Source organism: Streptomyces sp. NPDC048191 (assembly GCF_040652655.1).
Classification (GTDB): domain Bacteria; phylum Actinomycetota; class Actinomycetes; order Streptomycetales; family Streptomycetaceae; genus Streptomyces.
On record NZ_JBEZMO010000003.1, the window covers coordinates 127487 to 145685 of the forward strand.

14 protein-coding genes and 1 tRNA gene are annotated in these 18199 nt (G+C 71.3%); 10 read left to right on the forward strand and 5 right to left on the reverse strand.

Annotation, left to right across the window (positions count from 1 at the left end; genetic code table 11):
• Positions 1–8 precede the first annotated feature (8 nt).
• The 3 genes from AB0D93_RS06365 to AB0D93_RS06375 all read right to left on the reverse strand — a co-directional run bounded on the left by AB0D93_RS06365 (position 9) and on the right by AB0D93_RS06375 (position 5720).
• Positions 9–902, reverse strand: coding sequence for a DivIVA domain-containing protein (locus tag AB0D93_RS06365; protein WP_362113880.1), 894 nt, complete (start codon positions 900–902; stop codon positions 9–11).
• Positions 903–1723: 821 nt separating this feature from the next.
• Entirely contained in the window at positions 1724–4699 is a 2976-nt protein-coding gene (locus AB0D93_RS06370; protein ID WP_362113883.1) for an SUKH-4 family immunity protein, read from the reverse strand.
• A 10-nt stretch (positions 4700–4709) separates the two neighbouring features.
• Positions 4710–5720 carry an SMI1/KNR4 family protein gene (locus AB0D93_RS06375; RefSeq protein WP_362113886.1) on the reverse strand — a complete coding sequence of 337 codons (1011 nt, stop codon included), beginning with the start codon at positions 5718–5720 and terminating at the stop codon, positions 4710–4712.
• A 264-nt stretch (positions 5721–5984) separates the two neighbouring features.
• Between AB0D93_RS06375 and AB0D93_RS06380 the strand changes: the two genes are divergently transcribed.
• Both AB0D93_RS06380 and AB0D93_RS06385 read left to right on the forward strand, forming a co-directional pair.
• Positions 5985–6500 (forward strand): YwqJ-related putative deaminase, encoded by a 516-nt coding sequence (locus tag AB0D93_RS06380; RefSeq protein ID WP_362113889.1) that lies wholly within the window; start codon positions 5985–5987, stop codon positions 6498–6500.
• 52 nt (positions 6501–6552) lie between these two features.
• Positions 6553–7086 carry an SUKH-3 domain-containing protein gene (locus tag AB0D93_RS06385; RefSeq protein WP_362113892.1) on the forward strand — a complete coding sequence of 178 codons (534 nt, stop codon included), beginning with the start codon at positions 6553–6555 and terminating at the stop codon, positions 7084–7086.
• A gap of 18 nt (positions 7087–7104) precedes the next feature.
• Here AB0D93_RS06385 and AB0D93_RS06390 read toward each other — a convergent pair whose 3' ends face one another.
• Positions 7105–8406 (reverse strand): histidine kinase, encoded by a 1302-nt coding sequence (locus AB0D93_RS06390; RefSeq protein WP_362113896.1) that lies wholly within the window; start codon positions 8404–8406, stop codon positions 7105–7107.
• Between the two features lie 166 nt (positions 8407–8572).
• Here AB0D93_RS06390 and AB0D93_RS06395 point away from each other — a divergent pair, with 166 nt between their 5' ends.
• The 8 genes from AB0D93_RS06395 to AB0D93_RS06430 all read left to right on the forward strand — a co-directional run bounded on the left by AB0D93_RS06395 (position 8573) and on the right by AB0D93_RS06430 (position 15096).
• Entirely contained in the window at positions 8573–9433 is an 861-nt protein-coding gene (locus AB0D93_RS06395) for a hypothetical protein (RefSeq protein ID WP_362113899.1), read from the forward strand.
• A gap of 15 nt (positions 9434–9448) precedes the next feature.
• A tRNA-Gln gene (locus tag AB0D93_RS06400) sits at positions 9449–9522 on the forward strand.
• Positions 9523–9635: 113 nt separating this feature from the next.
• Positions 9636–11084, forward strand: coding sequence for a bifunctional UDP-N-acetylglucosamine diphosphorylase/glucosamine-1-phosphate N-acetyltransferase GlmU (gene glmU, locus AB0D93_RS06405; protein WP_362113902.1), 1449 nt, complete (start codon positions 9636–9638; stop codon positions 11082–11084).
• Between the two features lie 155 nt (positions 11085–11239).
• Positions 11240–12220 (forward strand): ribose-phosphate diphosphokinase, encoded by a 981-nt coding sequence (locus tag AB0D93_RS06410; protein WP_055704852.1) that lies wholly within the window; start codon positions 11240–11242, stop codon positions 12218–12220.
• Positions 12221–12421: 201 nt separating this feature from the next.
• Positions 12422–13018, forward strand: a complete 597-nt coding sequence (locus AB0D93_RS06415; protein WP_362113907.1) for a 50S ribosomal protein L25/general stress protein Ctc — start codon at positions 12422–12424, stop codon at positions 13016–13018.
• Positions 13019–13094: 76 nt separating this feature from the next.
• On the forward strand, positions 13095–13697 hold the full coding sequence (gene pth, locus AB0D93_RS06420; RefSeq protein WP_362113910.1) for an aminoacyl-tRNA hydrolase: 603 nt from the start codon (positions 13095–13097) through the stop codon (positions 13695–13697).
• A gap of 52 nt (positions 13698–13749) precedes the next feature.
• Positions 13750–14265, forward strand: coding sequence for a hypothetical protein (locus tag AB0D93_RS06425; protein ID WP_362115062.1), 516 nt, complete (start codon positions 13750–13752; stop codon positions 14263–14265).
• A gap of 126 nt (positions 14266–14391) precedes the next feature.
• Positions 14392–15096 carry a hypothetical protein gene (locus AB0D93_RS06430; protein WP_362113913.1) on the forward strand — a complete coding sequence of 235 codons (705 nt, stop codon included), beginning with the start codon at positions 14392–14394 and terminating at the stop codon, positions 15094–15096.
• A gap of 71 nt (positions 15097–15167) precedes the next feature.
• Here AB0D93_RS06430 and ppc read toward each other — a convergent pair whose 3' ends face one another.
• Positions 15168–17900 carry a phosphoenolpyruvate carboxylase gene (ppc, locus tag AB0D93_RS06435; protein WP_362113916.1) on the reverse strand — a complete coding sequence of 911 codons (2733 nt, stop codon included), beginning with the start codon at positions 17898–17900 and terminating at the stop codon, positions 15168–15170.
• Positions 17901–18199: the final 299 nt, after the last annotated feature.

Sequence of the window (18199 nt, forward strand, 5' to 3'; positions counted from 1 at the left end):
CGGGGGCGCTACTCCAGTTCCAGTGCCGCCCGGCCCTTCAGCGTCAGCAGGCTGCTGCGGACGTGGTCCATGTGCGCCGTCACGTCCTCCCAGGTCTCGCCGTGCTCGCGCAGCACCTGTTCCGTCTCGTGGGCGATGCGTTCCTCGCGCACGCGCGCGTCGGCGATGATCTCGGCGGCACGCGCGCGTGCCTCCTCCTGGCTGCGGCGCGCGGACTCCTCGGCCTCCCCGAGGGCCCGCCGGGCCTCGGACAGCGCGGCCTCGGCCCGGCTCATCCGCTCCGCGTACCCGGCGTCCAGCGCGGCGATCCGCTCGGCCTCCTCGCGCTCGGCCTCGGCCCACTGCGCAGCGTGCGCCCGGGACTGCTCGGCGAGCATGCCGGTCATGCGCTGACGCACCTCACGCAACGCGGCGAGCGCCTCGGAGCGCCCTTCCTTCACTTCGCGGCGGGCGCCGACGCGGAGGGCGTCGGCCTCGGCGCGCGCGGCGAGGAGGCACTGGCGGGCGCATTCGTCGGCCTCCGCGAGGAGCGCGTCAGCCGCCGCCTGCGCCTCCCGGCGTACGCCCTCGGCGTGTGCTTCGGCCTGCGCGAGGTGCTGGTCCGCCTCGCGCCGCGTGCGCTCGCGAAGGTCCGCCGCCTCGTCCAGCACGACCTGGAACAACCGCCGCGCACCCTCCCCGAGCGCCTCGTACGTCTGCGGTGGGAGCTGGGCGACGACCTCGCGCATCCGCGCGGCCTCCGCCCCCATGTCCTTGGCGAGCACGGTCAGCCGCGCCGCCCGTTCCCACGCGGCGTCACGGTCGTACGACAACGTCTCCACGAAGGCGTCGACCTGGTCGGGGCGGTAGCCGCGCCCCCGGACGGTCGCGAAGCCGTGCGGCGACACCGATGTGCTGCTCACCCTGGGAACCCCTCTCCACCGGACGTGCGCGACAGGTTGATTTCGCGCACATCTTGATGGATCCGGCGTAAGTGCTCATAACGCGACACTCCGCAGCCGCGGCACGGCCCGGATCGCGCGTTCCGCCACCGGCGCGGCGCGCGGGCCCGGGCGCGAGTTCCGCCAGGCGCGCCGCGTCCGCCGCCGTCGCACGCCCCTCGGGCGAGGCGAACGCGGCGTGCCGCTCCTGAGGTGACTCCCACTCCGGCGTCACGACGCGGCGCGGGCCGGAAAGCCGGCGGCCGGGTGCGATGTGCACCTCGCGGTGGTGCCGCCAGGACACCTCAGGGCCGACGGGCGCCTCCTGGACGACGAGGAAAACGGACCGTCACCGTGCCACCCTCCCCCGGCGCGTGAGGACGGCGGCGCCCACCCGTTCGGCCGACAGGCACCCCGGCTCGGCCGGCAGGGAACAGACACCGGCGCCGCCCCGGCCCCACCGGGAAGGTCATGAGCCGGTACCGGGTCGACCAGGTCCGCCTCCCGCAACACCCGCACGACGGCGAGGCTGCCGGTGCCGACCGCGTCCCGCCGCTCGGCCCGCACGGCCTTCATCCGTACGGAGAACGGGCCGTCCCGCACGCGGCCGAGGCGGAACTCGTCCCCGGCGACCGCCTCGGGCCGTGCCGGAAGGCCCAGCCGTCGTACGGCGTACCCGCGGACCCGTCCGGGCCGGACACGAGCCCGTCCAGCTCGCCCGGGTACGGCCCGAGGTCCAGCCGTCCCTCATGCCCGTCACACGCACGCGACGGGCATGATCCACCCACCTCCGGCCGACGCGCCTACAGCAGGCCGTCCCACATCTGCTCCAGCAGCACCGACCACCAGCTCTCCGGCGAACCGAGCGCCGCCGGGTCCAGGGCGGCCAGCTGCGCCTGGAAGTCGACGGTCCAGCGGCCCGCCTGCTCCTGGTTCAGCCCGTACCGCAGACGCCACATCCGGCCCAGCAGCGCCAGGCAGCGCGCGAACTCCGGCAGCCCGGTGTTCACGAACTGCGGCGGCACCGGAGCCCCGCCCGGCCCCGCCTCCACCGGCACGGCCACGATGTTCGCGGTGCCGTACTGCACACAGATCGCCTTGCCGAAGTCGGTGCCCATCACGAGGTACGAGCCCGCGTCCGCCGCGGGCTGCACCCCGCGTTCGGCCGCCAGCTCCGCCAGCGTCGGAACGGGACGGCCCGGCTGGGCCTGCGCCCAGAAGAACGGACCCAGGTCCACCGGCAGACCGGCCACGACCAGCGTGTGCGCCACGATCGGCGGCACACCCTGCCGGGACACCGCCTGCTGCTCGAACCGGAAGACCCCCGGCCCGAACGCCGCCGCCAGCTCCTGCGCGATGCCCTCCGGCGGGACGGGCGGCGCGGCCTGCACCGGCGGCAGCGGCGCCCGCACCGGCGCGGGCCGCGCGGGACCGTCCGCCACCTGGTGCAACTCGCCCTGGTGCGCCAGCAACTGCTGCATGCCCTGCTGCCGGCTCGCGTGATCCATGCCGTACGGCGCGATGCTCGTGATCCGCGCCTGCGGCCACTGCTCCCGGATCATCCGCGCACAGTAGGCACCCGGCAGCTCGCACGACTCCAGCTCCGTGTGCAGCTCCAGCACCTGACCCGGCGGCACGTTCATCGCCCGCAGCTCATGGAAGATCTGCCACTCCGGATGCGGCGTACCCGGCGCCGAACGCCGGATCAGCTGCTGCTCCGAACCGTCCTGGGCGCGATAGCGCAGCACGGCCTGATAGCCGGGGCCCACCGTCGGCTGCCCCTGCTGCGGATACCCGTACGCCGGCGGCTGACCGGGAGCCGGCGCGCCCGGCGGCGGCATCGCCCCCGGCGGCATCGGCTGCGGGGCACCCGGCGGCACACCGGGAGCGCCCGGCGGCACGCCCGGGGCGCCCGGCACACCGAGGGTGCCGGGGGCGGGCGGCGGCGGGGGCGCGCCGGGACCCGTCACGGGGGGCGCGGCCAGCACGGTCTCCGCGTGGTGCACGGCCTCACGCCCGCCTCCCGGTGCGCCCGGAGCGCCGGGCCCACCATGACCGGCTGGGGCACCGGGCGGCTGCGGCGCACCCGGGGCACCGGGACCCGCGGAGGCACCGGGACCCGCGGGGACGCCCGGCGGCTGCGGCGCGCTCGGCGCGGGAGGCATGCCCGGGGCACCCGGACCACCCGGCATGCCCGGGGCGCCCGGAGGCTGCGGCGCGCCCCCACCCAACTGGCCGGGGTCGGCGAACACCGTGGCCGCGTGGTGCACGTCGCCCGGAGGCGCGGCAGGCGGACGGGGGGCACCCGGAGCGTTCGGCGCGCCCGGCGCCTGCGCTCCTTCCACGCCACCGGGACCGGCCTGCGCGCCCGCCCCGCCCTGGCCCTCGGGCCCCTCCGGTCCGAGCGACGACATCAGCTGCGTCGGCACATACCCACCGGCAGCCGCACCCGGCGCGGGCGGCGGCGTCGCACCCCCGGGACGCACGCCCGGCGTACCGGGGGCACCCGGCGGCGGAGGCGGCGCGCCCACACCACCGCGCGCCTTCTTCGGCGGCGGCGCGGCCTTGCTCGTCGCGGCGTCCGCGATGTCCCCGGCGTTCGGCGCGAGCCGCCGCGCGGACGCACCCGAGTCGGCCGAAGGCAGCGGCGCGCCAGGTGCACCAGGAGCACCGGCGGCGTCGCCGGGCGCCGGCGGATAGCCGTAGGGCGGTACGCCCTGGGACGGCGGCGGGGGCGTGCTGCCCTGCGGAGCGGCGGGCGCACCGGGAACAGCAGGGGGCGGGAGCGGGCTGCCGGGCGCCGGCGGGTACGCGGGCGTGCCCGGCGGAGGGGTACCAGGAGCCGCCGGCGGCTGCGGGTAGCCGTACGGCGGCGTACCGGGCGGCGGCGGGGGCGCACTGCCCTGCGGAGCACCCGGCCCACCCGGCGGGAAGCCCTGCCCGCCCGGCGCGTTCGAGGCATCCAGCGCCGGCGCGACCGCCGTCGGCGGCAGCTGGCTGCCCCCCGACATCAACGCCGTCTTCGCATCCGGCACACTCGCCGGCGGCGGAGCCCCCTCGCCCGAATCGCTCAGCGGCGGCGCGAACACCGTCGCCGGCAACGGCACGGAACGGTCGTCCTCACCGGAGTCGGCGTTCGTGTCCGTACCGGCCCAGGGCGTCGCCCCCACCGGCACATCCGCGGACGGCGCACCCACCGGAGCAGCCGCCCCCGGCACACCGGACGCCCCCGGCGCACCAGGACCACCCTGCGCCCCACCAGGCACCCCGGCCTGCGTCTCCGCGAGCCCCGCCCCACCGGACGAAGCCCCACCACCGGCACCGGCCCCGGACGCACCCACGTCCTCTCCACCGGAAGCCCCGGCCCCCGGGCCGCCCCCGCTCTCCGGCCGCCGGTCCCCGATACCCAGCTTGTCCGCAGCCTCCTGCAACCACTCCGGAGGAGTCAGCAGGAACGACGTCTGATTCAGATCCACCCGGGCAGCCGCCGGCGCCGGCACCGCATCCCGCGGCTCGTCGGCACGGCCGTACTCCTCCTCGTACCGGCGGATCACCTCACCCACCGGCAGCCCCGGCCACAGCGTCGCCTCCCCGCTGTCCCGGGCGATCACCAACCGCTGCGCACCCGCGTCCGAACGCGGACCCTCCGCCCGGTCCTCACCCCACACCACGAAACCCAGCTCGAACTCCCGCACCCGCACCTCACGATGCTGGTACGCGGGCACGTCACCGTTGATCCACTCCTCGGCGCGCTCCTGCGCCTGCGCGTAGGTCACCATCGCCTGAAGCTCACTCCCCCACCGCACCGGACGACGCCGAGCCGGCGGACACCGGAACGACACGGGCGAAACCACCGTCGACCATCAGATTCGCCACCGTCTCCAACTCCGGCGGACTCCCCGCGAGCCGCGACAGAAAGACGTCGAAATCATCACCGCACGGCCGCAGCAGACGCTCCACCCGATCCGCCGGCGGCCACGACGGATCCACGTCCCGCACATCGTCGTACGCGCAGAACCACACCGAACCCAGCCGCTCGCCCTTCACCTTCACCGCGAGCAACCCGCCCTGCACGAACGCCACCCCGAGGTAATCCTTCGTCAGATGGTCCCGCAGACACTTGTTGACGTACACCAGGTCGTTCACAGCCGCCTCGTCACGCACCGTGAAGAACGGCTGGTCCAGCAGCAGACCCAACTCGGCGTCCAACGCCGTACCCACCGGCGCACAACCACCCGCCGCCTTCAAGAACGAGCGGTACGCGCCGGGAAGCCGATACCCCAGATCCTCCTCGACGCCCTGCACCTGCGCCTCCGACACCGCCACACCCGACTTCGGCAGCCCGAAATGCGCCGGCCGCGTCTCCTGCAACGGCCGCGTCCCCCGCTTGCCGTGGTCCACCGGCGCCGTCGCCACCCCACCGTGATGCCGCAGCAACGCCTTCACCTCGACCGGAACCAACTCCAGCCGCCGCGAACCGACCACGTGATGCCACGTCCAGCCGTGCGGCGTCGCCACATCCGGCACCGTGTCCCACAACTCGTGCCCCGCCGCCGCCAACGCCGCGTTCGCCGACACGTAGTCCGTCAACCGCAACTCGTCCACACCGAAACCCTCCGGCGGCTCGGCGATCTCCACCGCCACACGCGCGTACGGAGAGAAATCCGGGTAACCACGCTCATCGACACGTACCCCTCTCGGGTGACGCGCCGCACGAACCGGATCCGGGAAGTGCACAACCTGCCCGGCGTAGGCCGCGTTCGGCGGCGCGGCTTGCTGCCCGAGCCGACCTGTCGTCATGGCGGTAGCCCCCTGCGGCGTTCTCTCTGGCCTCAATACGGCGATGTCGATCGCGGACGACGACAGCCTATGCGGTACACGAACCCCGGTCACCGGCCCACCGCATCCCCGGGGAAACCACCCCTCCGCTTCCGTGACCAGCCGTCACCCCACCGTGACGACCAGCCCCGACACGGGCGTGTCGCACCGCCCCAGCTTCCGCACCGGCCACGGCATTTGGCACCCTGTGTCCTTCGAGGGGACGCCCGGGGAGGGAAAACGATCATGAACACCTTGCGAGCCGGAAGCCCGGACGCGCGGGCCGGCGACCCCCGCATCGGCTGGAGCGGCACCGACACACCCCCCGCCCCCACCCTCCGCCACCGCCGCGACGGCATCCTGCCCACCGTCGCCGCCGCCCTCTCCGTCCGCGGCGCCACCCTCACCGGCACCGCCGCCCGCGGCGACCAACCCCCACCCCTGCACCCCCTCGTCCAGGACTTCCTCGACACCCTCACCAGCGGCGAACGCGACCGCTTCACCGGCCGCTGCGCCGAAACCATCCTCATCTCCCGGCACCTCACCGCAGCCGACGCCACCCGCAGCAAACGCGCCGCCCGCAAACCCATGACCAACAGCGAAGCCCGCAAAGCCCTCAAACACGCCAAACTCACCGCCCGCCGCATACGCGAGGACGGCGACCCCCTCCACGGCAGCTTCGCCACCCCCTGCCGCGCCTGCACCGCCCTCAGCGCCCACTTCGGCGTCCGCATCGTCGACCCCACGGCAACCGACGGCTGAAAACCACCGTCCACCGGAGTACCACCCCGCAGACACGACGAACGAAGGGCAGATGCACCCCGATCACGCCACCACCCCCAAGCCGCCCACCCGCCACGAGCACGGAGCCACCCCACCCCGCTTCCCCGTACTCGTCGACGCCGCCCTGCGCGCCGCCGGCTGGCAACCCGGACGCTGGGACATAAAACAGGCCGAAATCTGGGCCGACGCCCTACGCGAACACACCTCACCCGCCGGACACCGGCACACCGTCTTCCCCGCCGCCGTCGAAGCCTGGGCCGAATTCGGCGGCCTCACCATCACCCCCGGCGGCCCCGGCCGCCAGATCGCCCCCGCCGCCCTCCACCTCGACCCCCTCCACGGCCTCCACCACGCCCGCACCCTCGGCGACCTCGGCCGCGCCCTCGGCACCGACCTCTGCCCCCTCGGCGAGGAAACCGACACCGCCGCCGTCCTCGCCATCGACACCGAAGGCCGCGTCTACACCCTCGACCACACCGGCGACTGGTACGCAGGCCCCGACATCGACCACGCCCTCGCCACCCTCATCACCGGCATCGAACCCGTACGCCTCACCGCAGGCTGAACCCCCGCCCGGCCACCGCTACACCGCCGGAATCACCGCCGACACCCGAAAACCCCCCGCATCCGTCGGCCCCGACACGAACACACCACCCAGCGCCACGACCCGCTCCCGCATCCCCACCAGGCCGTTACCACCCGACGGCAACCCCGCCGCCGACGCCGACCCCGGCTCCGGCGGCGGCTCGTTCTCCACCTGCATCGCGATCTCCGACACCCGGTGCGCCAACCGCACATGCGTCTTCGCACCCGCCGCATGCTTGTGGACGTTCGTCAACGCCTCCTGCACCACCCGGTACGCCGTCTGCTCGACCTGAGCCGCATACGACCGCACCTCCCCCTCCACCGACAGATCCACGACCATCCCCGCAGCCGCCGACTGCCCGACCAACTCATCCAGCTCCGACAGACACGGCCCGTCCTCCACCACAGCCCGCGAAGCCGCAGCCGCAGCCGCCTCCCGCACCGCCGCCAACGGCACCCCCGCCGCACGCCGGCCCACGTCCTCCCCCGCCCGCAGCACCCCGAGCATCTCCCGCAACTCGGTCAACGCCTGCCGCCCCATGTCCCCCACCAGCGCCGCGTTCCGCACCGCCTTCTCAGGATCCTTACGGGCCACCGCCTGCAGCGCCGCGGCATGCACCACCATCAGACTCACCCGATGCGCGACCACGTCATGCATCTCACGCGCGATCCGCGTACGCTCCTCGTTCCTGGCCCACTCGGCCCGCTCCTCCGCCCGCTCCGCGAGCAACTGAAGCTCCCGCTCCAGACTGTCCGCCCGCTCCCTGAGGCTCTCCATCAACCGCCGCCGCGCCCCCACGTACAAACCCAGCAGCACCGGCGGAGCCGTCAGCCCCAACGCCGTCGTCACCGCCGCGAACGGCACGAACCAGTCACCCAGCGTCAGATCGCCCCGCGCCATGTCCTGCCGCACCCGCACGAACGTCACGACCGCCGTCCCCACCAGCGACATCCCCGCCAGCGCCCCGATGATCCGGCGCGGCAGCTCACACGCGGCGAGCGTGTACAGGCCGACGATCCCCAGCAGGAACCCCATCTGCGCGGGCGTGATCGCGATGGCGACGAGGACGACGGCGATCGGCCACTTCCGCCGCACCAGCAGCACCGACCCGGCGATCACCCCGAAAACGACCCCCACCGCCACCGGAATCCCCGCGTCCCGGGCGAACGGAATCCCCTCCGCACCACACTCCACGGCGGACACCAGCGCCAGACTCCCGTCGAGCGCCGCACTACGCCACCTGGTCCACCACCACGGGCCGGTCAGGCCCTTGGCGTGCTCTTCCCCCGTCATGGTCATACGTCCAGCCTACGGGCGACCCGCGCGGCTTTTCCGGTGACTTTCACCGACCTCCACACACCACACTCCGTAACCGGCCGACCTCGAAACCCACCCCTTTCACTCGAACTGGTGAACCCCTTCCGTTCGACGCCGGAACGCCTCATTCCGGCCGGACGGTATGCCCATGGCACATTCGCATGGCAAATACGCCGACTTCGAGGGCCTGCGGGAACGGGCGGTCGCGCTGCGGCGGGCGGGGCTCAGCCGACGACAGATCCGCGACCGGCTGCACGTCGACAACAACGACATCCTCAACCGCCTCCTGGAGGGCGAGCCACCGCCCGAGTGGACCAAGCGCCCGAACGCGAAGGACGACCTGAGGGACAAGGCGAGGGAGCTACGACTCCAGGGCTGGACCTACGACCAGATCCAGGTGGAGCTGGGGTGTTCGAAGAGCTCGATCTCGCTTTGGGTGCGGGATCTGCCCAGGCCGGAGCGGAAGCGCAGCTACGAAGAAGCGGCGGCCATCGCCCGGAGGGGCTGGGAGGCGAAGCTGCAGATCCGCGAGGAGGAGCGCAAACAGCGCAAGGAGGCAGCGCGAGCGGAGATTGGCGCGCTGACGGATCGCGAGTTGTTCCTTGCGGGCATCGCCCTCTACTGGGCAGAGGGCTCGAAGAGCAAACCGTACGCTCGGCGCGAGTGCGTCACTTTCGTCAACAGCGACCCCGATGTCATCGCGCTCTACCTGGCGTGGCTCGATCTGCTCGGAGTGAAGAAGGACCGCATGCGGTTCCGCGTCATGATCCACGAGAAGGCCGACATCGGCGCGGCCGAGCGCTACTGGGCCGACTCGGCTGCTGTCGATGTCGCCGTCTTCCTGAAAGCGACCCTCAAGAAGCACAACCCCAAGACCGTGCGCAAGAACACGGGTGATGACTATCGGGGCTGCCTCGTGATCAAGGTCTTGCAGGGAGCCGACTTGTATCAGCGCATCGAGGGTTGGTGGACTGGGATAGCTGCCAACGCCCAGGCCCGTCTCAGGTAAGGTCTGATGCAGTGATCCGCCGTAGTGTAATTGGCAGCACGGCACCCTTTGGAGGTGTTTCGGTCTAGGTTCGAGTCCTAGCGGCGGAGCTGCGCTCCCGGGCCCTGACCGCACAGTCAGGGCCCGCTCTCACCTCCCCCAAGTAACACCCCGGTATCCTGCGGCTGTCATCCCCACTCACCCACAGCCGAAGGGCAACCCCGTGAGCGCCATCCGCCCGGCAGCCGTCGTCGTTCTCGCAGCGGGTGAGGGCACCCGTATGAAGTCGGCCACACCGAAGGTCCTGCACGAGATCTGTGGCCGTTCCCTCGTGGGCCATGTGCTGGCCGCCGCCCGTGAGTTGGACCCGGAGAACCTGGTCGTCGTCGTGGGGCACGCCCGGGAGCAGGTCGCCGCGCATCTGAACGAGATCGACCCGGCCACCAGGACCGCCGTGCAGGCGGAGCAGAACGGGACCGGGCATGCCGTGCGCATGGGTCTGGAGGAGCTGGGCGGGGCCGTGGACGGGACCGTCGTGGTGGTCTGCGGGGACACGCCGCTTCTCACCGGGGACACGCTCACGCGGCTCGCGGCCACTCATGCCGCCGACGGCAACGCGGTGACCGTTCTCACCGCTGAGGTGCCGGACGCCACCGGGTACGGGCGGATCGTCCGTGACGACGTGACCGGTGCCGTGACGGCGATCGTGGAGCACAAGGACGCGACCGAGGTCCAGCGGGCGATCCGGGAGATCAACAGTGGGGTGTTCGCGTTCGACGGGCAGTTGCTGGCGGACGCGCTGAAGAAGGTGCGGACGGACAACAGTCAGGGTGAGGAGTACCTGACCGATGTGCTCGGCATTCTCCGCGAGGCCGGTCACCGTGTCGGTGCGTCCGTGGCGGGCGATCACCGGGAGATCGCGGGGATCAACAACCGGGTGCAGTTGGCCGAGGCGCGCCGGATTCTGAACGACCGGCTGCTGACCCGGGCGATGCTCGACGGGGTCACCGTGGTCGATCCGGCCTCCACCTGGGTGGATGTGACGGTCACGTTCGAGCGGGACGCGGTCGTTCACCCCAACACGCTGCTCTCCGGGTCGACGCACCTCGGTGAGGGTGCGGAGGTGGGGCCGAACAGCCGGCTGAAGGACACGCAGGTCGGCGCGGGGGCGCGGGTGGACAACACGGTGTCGGACGGGGCGGTCGTGGGTCCGCAGGCGAGCGTCGGGCCGTACGCGTACCTCCGTCCTGGTACCCGTCTGGGCCTCAAGGGCAAGATCGGTACGTACGTCGAGACGAAGAACGCCTCGATCGGTGAGGGAACGAAGGTTCCGCATCTGTCCTACGTCGGTGACGCGACGATCGGTGAGTACACGAACATCGGGGCGGCGAGTGTGTTCGTGAACTATGACGGTGAGGAGAAGCACCACACCACGGTCGGGTCGCACTGCAAGACGGGTTCGGACAACATGTTTGTGGCTCCTGTCACGGTCGGGGACGGTGCTTACACCGCCGCCGGGTCTGTGATCACGAAGGATGTGCCGCCCGGTTCGCTGGCCGTGGCCCGTGGTCAGCAGCGGAATATCGAGGGTTGGGTGGCTCGGAAGCGTCCGGGGAGCGCGGCTGCGAGGGCGGCCGAGGCGGTGTCCCGGAGGGGCGAGAGCGAGGACTGACGGGAAACGGGTACGTCAAACACGGCGTACCGTGATAAGTGCACATCCGCACACGTGCACCCGCACCCCTACCAGCTGGTTCGGCCTCTCATGCCCAGACGGGAGGTCGTAGACGCAGCCGGCTGGTCTGAGACGACCTCTGAGGAGACTGTGCTGTGACCGGGATCAAGACGACCGGCGAGAAGAAGTTGATGTTCTTCTCCGGCCGCGCCCACCCCGAGCTTGCCGAGGAGGTCGCCCAGCAGTTGGGTGTCGGGGTTGTCCCGACGAAGGCCTTCGACTTCGCGAACGGTGAGATCTATGTCCGTTACCAGGAGTCGGCGCGTGGTGCGGACTGCTTTGTGATCCAGAGCCACACGGCTCCGATCAATCAGTGGATCATGGAGCAGTTGATCATGATCGACGCGTTGAAGCGTGCGTCGGCTCGTTCCATCACGGTGATTGTGCCGTTCTACGGTTACGCGCGGCAGGACAAGAAGCACCGGGGTCGTGAACCCATTTCGGCGCGTCTGATCGCTGATCTGATGAAGACGGCGGGTGCGGACCGGATCCTGACGGTGGATCTGCACACGGATCAGATCCAGGGTTTCTTCGACGGGCCGGTGGATCACCTGTTCGCGTTGCCGCTGCTTGCCGACTATGTGGGCGAGAAGGTGGACCGGGACAAGCTGACGGTCGTGTCGCCGGATGCCGGTCGGGTGCGGGTGGCGGACCGCTGGTGTGACCGGTTGGGTGCGCCGCTGGCGATCGTGCACAAGCGGCGTGACAAGGACGTGGCGAACCAGGTGACGGTCCACGAGGTCGTGGGTGAGGTCAAGGGCCGGGTGTGTGTGCTGGTCGATGACATGATCGACACGGGTGGGACGATCTGTGCCGCGGCTGATGCGCTGTTCGCGCATGGTGCGGAGGATGTCATCGTGACGGCCACGCACGGTGTGCTGTCGGGTCCGGCTGCTGACCGGTTGAAGAACTCGCGGGTGAGTGAGTTCGTGTTCACGAACACGCTGCCGACGCCGGCGGAGCTGGGGCGGGATCTGGACAAGATCAGGGTGTTGTCGATCGCTCCGACGATCGCGAGTGCGGTGCGTGAGGTGTTCGAGGATGGTTCGGTGACGAGCCTGTTCGACGAGCAGTGAGGTTTCTGCGCCGCCTGCGCTAGCGGCGGCTGAAGATCGTTTTGGGTGCGGCCTCCCCCTCCGAGTAGACTGCTGCAGTTGCTCGGCGAGGGAGGCCGTACTCGTGCAGTACGGCGGTCCGTTATCGACGCGCTCTTCGTAGCAGGCCGTTCGTGGCCGGGTGACCACGCCCGTTCCCAGTTCCTACGAGGAGTGATCATCATGTCCGAGGTGAAGCTCGCCGCCGAGACCCGTACCGAGTTCGGCAAGGGTGCGGCCCGTCGCATCCGCCGTGACAGCAAGGTTCCGGTTGTTCTCTACGGCCACGGCACCGAGCCGCTGCACCTGACCCTGCCGGGTCACGACCTGCTGCTGGCGCTGCGTACGCCGAACGTCCTGATCTCCCTGGACATCGACGGCAAGACCAACGAGCTGGCGATCCCGAAGGCCGTGCAGCGTGACCCGCTGAAGGGCTTCCTGGAGCACGTGGACCTGCTGCTGGTCAAGCGTGGCGAGAAGGTCACGGTCGAGGTCCCGGTGCACGCCGAGGGCGAGCTGGCCCCGGGTGGCAACCTGCTGGAGCACGTCCTGAACGCGCTGCCGGTCGAGGCCGAGGCCACGCACATCCCTGAGGCCGTCACGGTGTCCGTGGAGGGTCTGGAGGCCGGTGCCTCCGTCCTCGCCAAGGACATCACCCTTCCGAAGGGCACCACGCTGGCCGTCGAGGAGGACGCTGTCGTCCTGCAGGTCCTGGCCGCGCAGGCCGAGGAGACCGAGGGTGAAGAGGCCGTCGAGGGCGAAGAGGTCGCCGAGGCCTGATCCTCGCCGTAGTCGTCGTCTGTTCAGCCGTCGCTCTCCCTCGCGGGGAGCGGCGGCTGGCGCGTATGAAGGAGACATGGACGTGACCACCCCCGCAGGTGCCCCCTGGCTGGTCGTGGGGCTCGGGAATCCCGGGCCGGAGTACGCCATGAACCGGCACAACGTCGGTTTCATGGTGGTGGACCTGATCGCGGAGCGGATCGGGGGGAAGTTCAAGCGGGCGGGCAAGGCGCAGGCGCAGGTGGTGGAGGGGCGGATCGGTCCGGCGGGGCCGGGCAGCCGGCGGGTGATCCTGGCGAAGCCGATGTCGTACATGAACCTGTCCGGTGGTCCGGTGAACGCGTTGCGGGACTTCTACAAGGTGCCGGTGGCGAACATCGTGGCCGTGCACGACGAGCTGGACATCGACTACGGGGTGCTGCGGCTGAAGCTGGGTGGCGGTGACAACGGGCACAACGGTCTGAAGTCGATGACGAAGGCGATGGGTTCGGACTATCACCGGGTGCGGTTCGGGATCGGGCGGCCTCCGGGTCGTATGCAGGTGGCGGATTTCGTGCTGAGGGACTTCTCGTCGGCGGAGCGCAAGGAGCTGGACTACTTCGTGGACCGTGCGGCGGATGCGGTGGAGTGTCTGGTGACCGAGGGTCTGGAGCGGGCGCAGAGCGCGTACAACTCCTGACATGTGGCTCCAGGGCGGACACGTGGGTTGACCGGTCGTGGCGGTATGGCCAATGATCCCGGCCATGCCTGCCTCTGCCACCTCTGCTCGCCAGGCGTCCGTGTCCGCGTTGCGGTTCGGGCGGGTCGCGGCGATGGGTGCCCTCGCCGTGCTCATTCTGTTCGGCGGGGTGTGGGGGTCCTGGGGGACCGCGCAGTACGTGATGCTGACCAAGGGACGCGAGTCCGGCACGGTGAGGGTGTCGAGCTGCGCCGGGGGCAGGTGCGCGGGTCCGTTCGCGCCGGTGTCGGCGGGGGCGCGGGCACGTGCGCGTGTGGAGATCGCCGAGTCGGTGGCGGTGCGCAAGGGGCGGACGTACGACGTGGTGCTGAAGCCGGGTACGGCGGACGCGGTGCGTTCGGGTCCGGCGGGGATCCTGTACGCCTGGGTGCCGTTGGGCGGTGCGTTGTTGCTGGCGTCGGTGGTCGTCGCGGGCGGGATGCGGCTGACGCGGGTGGCGTGGGTGCTGGCGGGGTGCGGGGTGGCGTTGTTGACGGGGGCTTTTCTGGCGGTGTCCGCCGGTTCGTGAGCCTGTGCGCGGGTGATGGCCGCCGGGTGTTGCGTCTTCGTGATTGACCTTGGGCCAGTGATGGCTGGAAGCTGAGCCGCCCCCTCCACAGCTTCCCCGTAGGCCACTCGAAGATGGGCCAGCCCCATGCGTACCTTCATCCGTGCCGGCGCGGTGACCGCCGGTCTGTCGGCGGCGCTGTTCCTCGCGCCCGCCGCGCACGCCGCTCCGCCCGGTGACAACGGCGATGTGAAGATCCACAAGTCCTCGACGGACCAGTACGACGAGCGCAACGAGCCGCATGTGTGCTCGTTCTATCTGGATGCCTTCCACTTCGACGGCGGCCAGCAGGTCGGCTGGCACATCGAGGTGTGGGCCCCGACCGGTGGCACGAAGGGCACGACCGTGAAGTCGGGTGCCCTGTCCCTGGACGCCGACGGTCATGGCCGCACGGCGGACATGACCCTGCCCGACGGGCACTACAAGCTGTTCTGGAACTTCGCCGGCGAGAAGGGCGCGGCCAAGCACAAGGTGTTCTGGACGGACTGCCAGGGCTCCGGCAGCGGTGGCGGTGCGCCGTCGTCGGGTCCGTCGTCCGGTACGACGTCGAGCGCGTCCCCCGCGCCCTCCTCGTCCGCTTCGCCGTCCGCGTCCTCGTCTTCGCCGGCCTCCGCTGCGCCGTCGTCCTCGTCCTCCCCCGCTCCCTCCTCCTCGCCGTCCGCGCAGGGTGGTGGCGGCGGTCTCGCCGAGACCGGCAACGGTGTTCCGGTGGGTGCGCTGTCGGGTGTCGCGGCCGCGCTGGTCGGTGCGGGCGGCTACCTGGTGGCGCGGCGCCTCAGGGCGCGCGGCTGACCTGGGCCGAAACGGGCGGTGCCCCCGGGGTCGTACGACCCCGGGGGCACCGCTTTCGTGTGTCGTGGCGGTCAGCCGGTGTTGCGCAGGCCGGCTGCCACGCCGTTGACGGTGAGGAGCAGGGCGCGGGAGAGCAGGGGGTCGGGGCCGGCGTCGGCCGCGGCGGCGTCGCGCTGGCGCTTGAGCAGGGTGACCTGGAGGTAGGAGATGGGGTCCAGGTAGGCGTCGCGGATGGCGAAGGTCTGCTTGAGGACGGGCTGGGCGTCCAGCAGCTCCTGTTCGCCGGTGATGCGCAGCACCTCGCGGACGGTCAGCTCGTGTTCGGCCTTGATGGTGTCGAAGACGTGCTTGAGCTCGTCGGGGACGAGGGTGTCGACGTAGTGCTGGGCGATGCGCAGGTCGGTCTTGGCGAGGGTCATCTCGACGTTGGAGATGAAGTTGCGGAAGAAGTGCCACTGTTCGTGCATCTCGTCGAGCACGGTGTCGAGGCCCGCCTCGCGCAGCGCCTTGAGGCCGGAGCCGACGCCGAACCAGCCGGGGACGATCTGCCGGGACTGGGTCCAGCCGAACACCCACGGGATGGCGCGCAGGCCGTCGAGGGAGACGCCCGAGCCGGGGCGGCGGGAGGGCCGTGAGCCGAGGTGCAGGTCGGCGAGCTGGTCGACCGGCGTGGAGGCGAGGAAGTACGTCGGCAGGTCCGGGTCCTCGACGAAGGCGCGGTAGGCGGCGTGGGCGGCGTCGGAGACGACGTCCATGGCGGCGTCCCAGCGGGCGAGGGCCTCGTCGGACTGGCGGGGCGCGGTGTGCAGGGCGGAGGCCTGCAGGGTGGCCGCGACGGTCAGTTCCAGGTTCTCCCGGGCCAGGGACGGGATGAGGTACTTGTCGGAGATGACCTCGCCCTGTTCGGTGACCTTGATCTCGCCCTCCAGGGTGCCCCAGGGCTGGGCGAGGATGGCGTCGTGGGAGGGGCCGCCGCCGCGGCCGACGGTGCCGCCGCGGCCGTGGAAGAGCCTGAGCCGTACGCCGTAGCGGTGGGCGACGTCGCGCAGGCGGCGCTGGGCGCGGTGGATCTCCCACTGGCTGGTGGTGATGCCGCCGAACTTGGAGGAGTCGGAGTAGCCGAGCATGACCTCCTGGACGTCGCCGCGCAGCGCGACCAGGCGCCGGTAGGACGGGTCGGAGAGCATGTCCTCCAGGATTGTGTCGGCGGCCTTGAGCTCGTCGGTGGTCTCCAGGAGGGGGACGATGCCGATCTTCGCCCAGCCGGCGTGGAGGTCGACGAGGCCGGCCTCGCGGGCGAGGACGGCGGCGGCGAAGACGTCGTCGGCGCCCTGGCACATGGAGATGATGTAGGACTCGACGACTTCGGGGCCGAAGACCTGAAGGGCCTTCTTGATTGTTTCGAAGACGCCGAGGGTCTTGTGCCCGGCGGCGTCGACGGGTGCCGGGGTGGGGGCCAGCGGGCGGCGCGAGCGCAGTTCCTTGGCGAGGAGCTTGGCCCGGTACTCGCGGGGCATGTCGGCGTAGCGCCAGGACTCCTCGCCGAGGCGGTCGAAGAGCTGGCCGAGGGCGTGGTGGTGGGCGTCGGCGTGCTCGCGGACGTCCATGGTGGCGAGCTGGAGGCCGAAGGCGGCGAGGGTGCGGATGGTGCGGGCGAGGCGGCCGTCGGCGAGGAGGCCGCCGCGGTGCTCGCGCAGTGAGGCCTGGATGAGCCTGAGGTCGTTCAGGAGCTCGCTGGTGCCGAGGTAGTCGCGGCCCTCCTCGTGCGGGGTGCCCTTGGCGAGGCGCTGCTTGGTGTTCTCCAGCTTCTGCCGGATGCAGGTGGCCTTGAGGCGGTAGGGCTCCTCGGCGTTGAGGCGCTTGTAGCGGGGGCTGATCTCGGGGAGCTGTTCCAGGTCCTGGTTCAGGGACTGGAGCAGTTCCTCGGTGGCTCCGGTGTAGCGGATGGAGTTGGAGAGCAGCCCGCGCAGCTCGTCGATCATCTCCAGGGCGTCGTTGATGCCGTGCTCGTGCTGGAGGATGAGGACGTCCCAGGTCACCTGGGGGGTGACGTTGGGGTTGCCGTCGCGGTCGCCGCCGATCCAGGTGCCGAAGGTGAGCGGACGGGTGTCGTCGGGGAGCTTGACGCCGACGCGCTCCAGTTCCGCGGTCAGGTCCTCCAGGACGTCGCCGACGGCGTTCGCGTGCAGTTCGTCGAGGTAGTAGATGGCGTTGCGGGCCTCGTCGGCGGGCTCGGGGCGCACGACGCGCAGTTCGTCGGTCTGCCACACCAGGTCGATGTTCTCGGCGAGGCGGACGTCGTGGCGGCGGCGGTCGGTGTCGAGGACGGGGGTGTCCAGGAGCGCGGCGATGCGCCGGAGCTTGTTCAGGACCGAGCGGCGCGCGGCCTCGGTGGGGTGTGCCGTGAACACCGGGCGGACGTTCAGGTTGTGGACGGTCTGCTTCAGGTGTTCGGGGTCGGCGTCCTTGAGCCGGTCCGCGGTGCGGGCGAGGAGGCCGCCCTCGGCGGCGCGCCGGGCGCGCAGCTCGCGGCCGCGGTGCACCTGCTCGGTGACGTTGGCGAGGTGGAAGTAGGTGGAGAAGGCGCGCACCAGCTTGGCGGCGGTCTCCAGTTCGGTGCCGCGCAGCAGCTCGGCGGCGGCGTCACCGTCCTCGCGGGTGAGACGGCGGACCTTCTCGACCAGGTCGAGGAGCTCGGGCCCTTCCTGCCGTACGAGGGTCTCGCCCAGGAGATCACCCAGCCGGCGGATGTCGGCGCGCAGCTCGCTGCTGGTCGTGGTGGTCTGGTCGTCGGCACTGCTCACAGGTGCGGCTCCTTGCAGTGTTGAAGCTCGTCTGGGAGGGAACCCGGCCGGCTGCCACGCGGCGGAAGCCGCATACGGGCTGGAGCGTCCGGGAAGGAAACTTCAGCGGACCGCGCTGTCCGACCGAGTTCAAGGATAGGTGTCGATGGGGACGCGCAGGCTCTGGGGCTCTTGCCGCCGCTCGACACGCTGCCATACTTACGTCGCCGTAGGTTACGGAACCGTAGGGAACTACCGTCGAGTCCCGCTCGGTCCCGGCGGCCCGGCACCTGCCTCGACCCTCGACCCCACAGGGGACG

Excerpts from the sequence above, each read along its gene's own strand:
- AB0D93_RS06370 (WP_362113883.1), bottom strand. The coding sequence starts at position 4,699 with ATGGTGACCTACGCGCAGGCGCAGGAGCGCGCCGAGGAGTGGATCAAC.
- AB0D93_RS06375 (WP_362113886.1), bottom strand. The coding sequence starts at position 5,720 with ATGACGACAGGTCGGCTCGGGCAGCAAGCCGCGCCGCCGAACGCGGCC.
- AB0D93_RS06380 (WP_362113889.1), top strand. The coding sequence starts at position 5,985 with ATGAACACCTTGCGAGCCGGAAGCCCGGACGCGCGGGCCGGCGACCCC.
- AB0D93_RS06385 (WP_362113892.1), top strand. The coding sequence starts at position 6,553 with ATGCACCCCGATCACGCCACCACCCCCAAGCCGCCCACCCGCCACGAG.
- AB0D93_RS06390 (WP_362113896.1), bottom strand. The coding sequence starts at position 8,406 with ATGACCATGACGGGGGAAGAGCACGCCAAGGGCCTGACCGGCCCGTGG.
- AB0D93_RS06395 (WP_362113899.1), top strand. The coding sequence starts at position 8,573 with ATGGCACATTCGCATGGCAAATACGCCGACTTCGAGGGCCTGCGGGAA.
- AB0D93_RS06415 (WP_362113907.1), top strand. The coding sequence starts at position 12,422 with ATGTCCGAGGTGAAGCTCGCCGCCGAGACCCGTACCGAGTTCGGCAAG.
- pth (WP_362113910.1), top strand. The coding sequence starts at position 13,095 with ATGGACGTGACCACCCCCGCAGGTGCCCCCTGGCTGGTCGTGGGGCTC.
- AB0D93_RS06425 (WP_362115062.1), top strand. The coding sequence starts at position 13,750 with ATGATCCCGGCCATGCCTGCCTCTGCCACCTCTGCTCGCCAGGCGTCC.
- AB0D93_RS06430 (WP_362113913.1), top strand. The coding sequence starts at position 14,392 with ATGCGTACCTTCATCCGTGCCGGCGCGGTGACCGCCGGTCTGTCGGCG.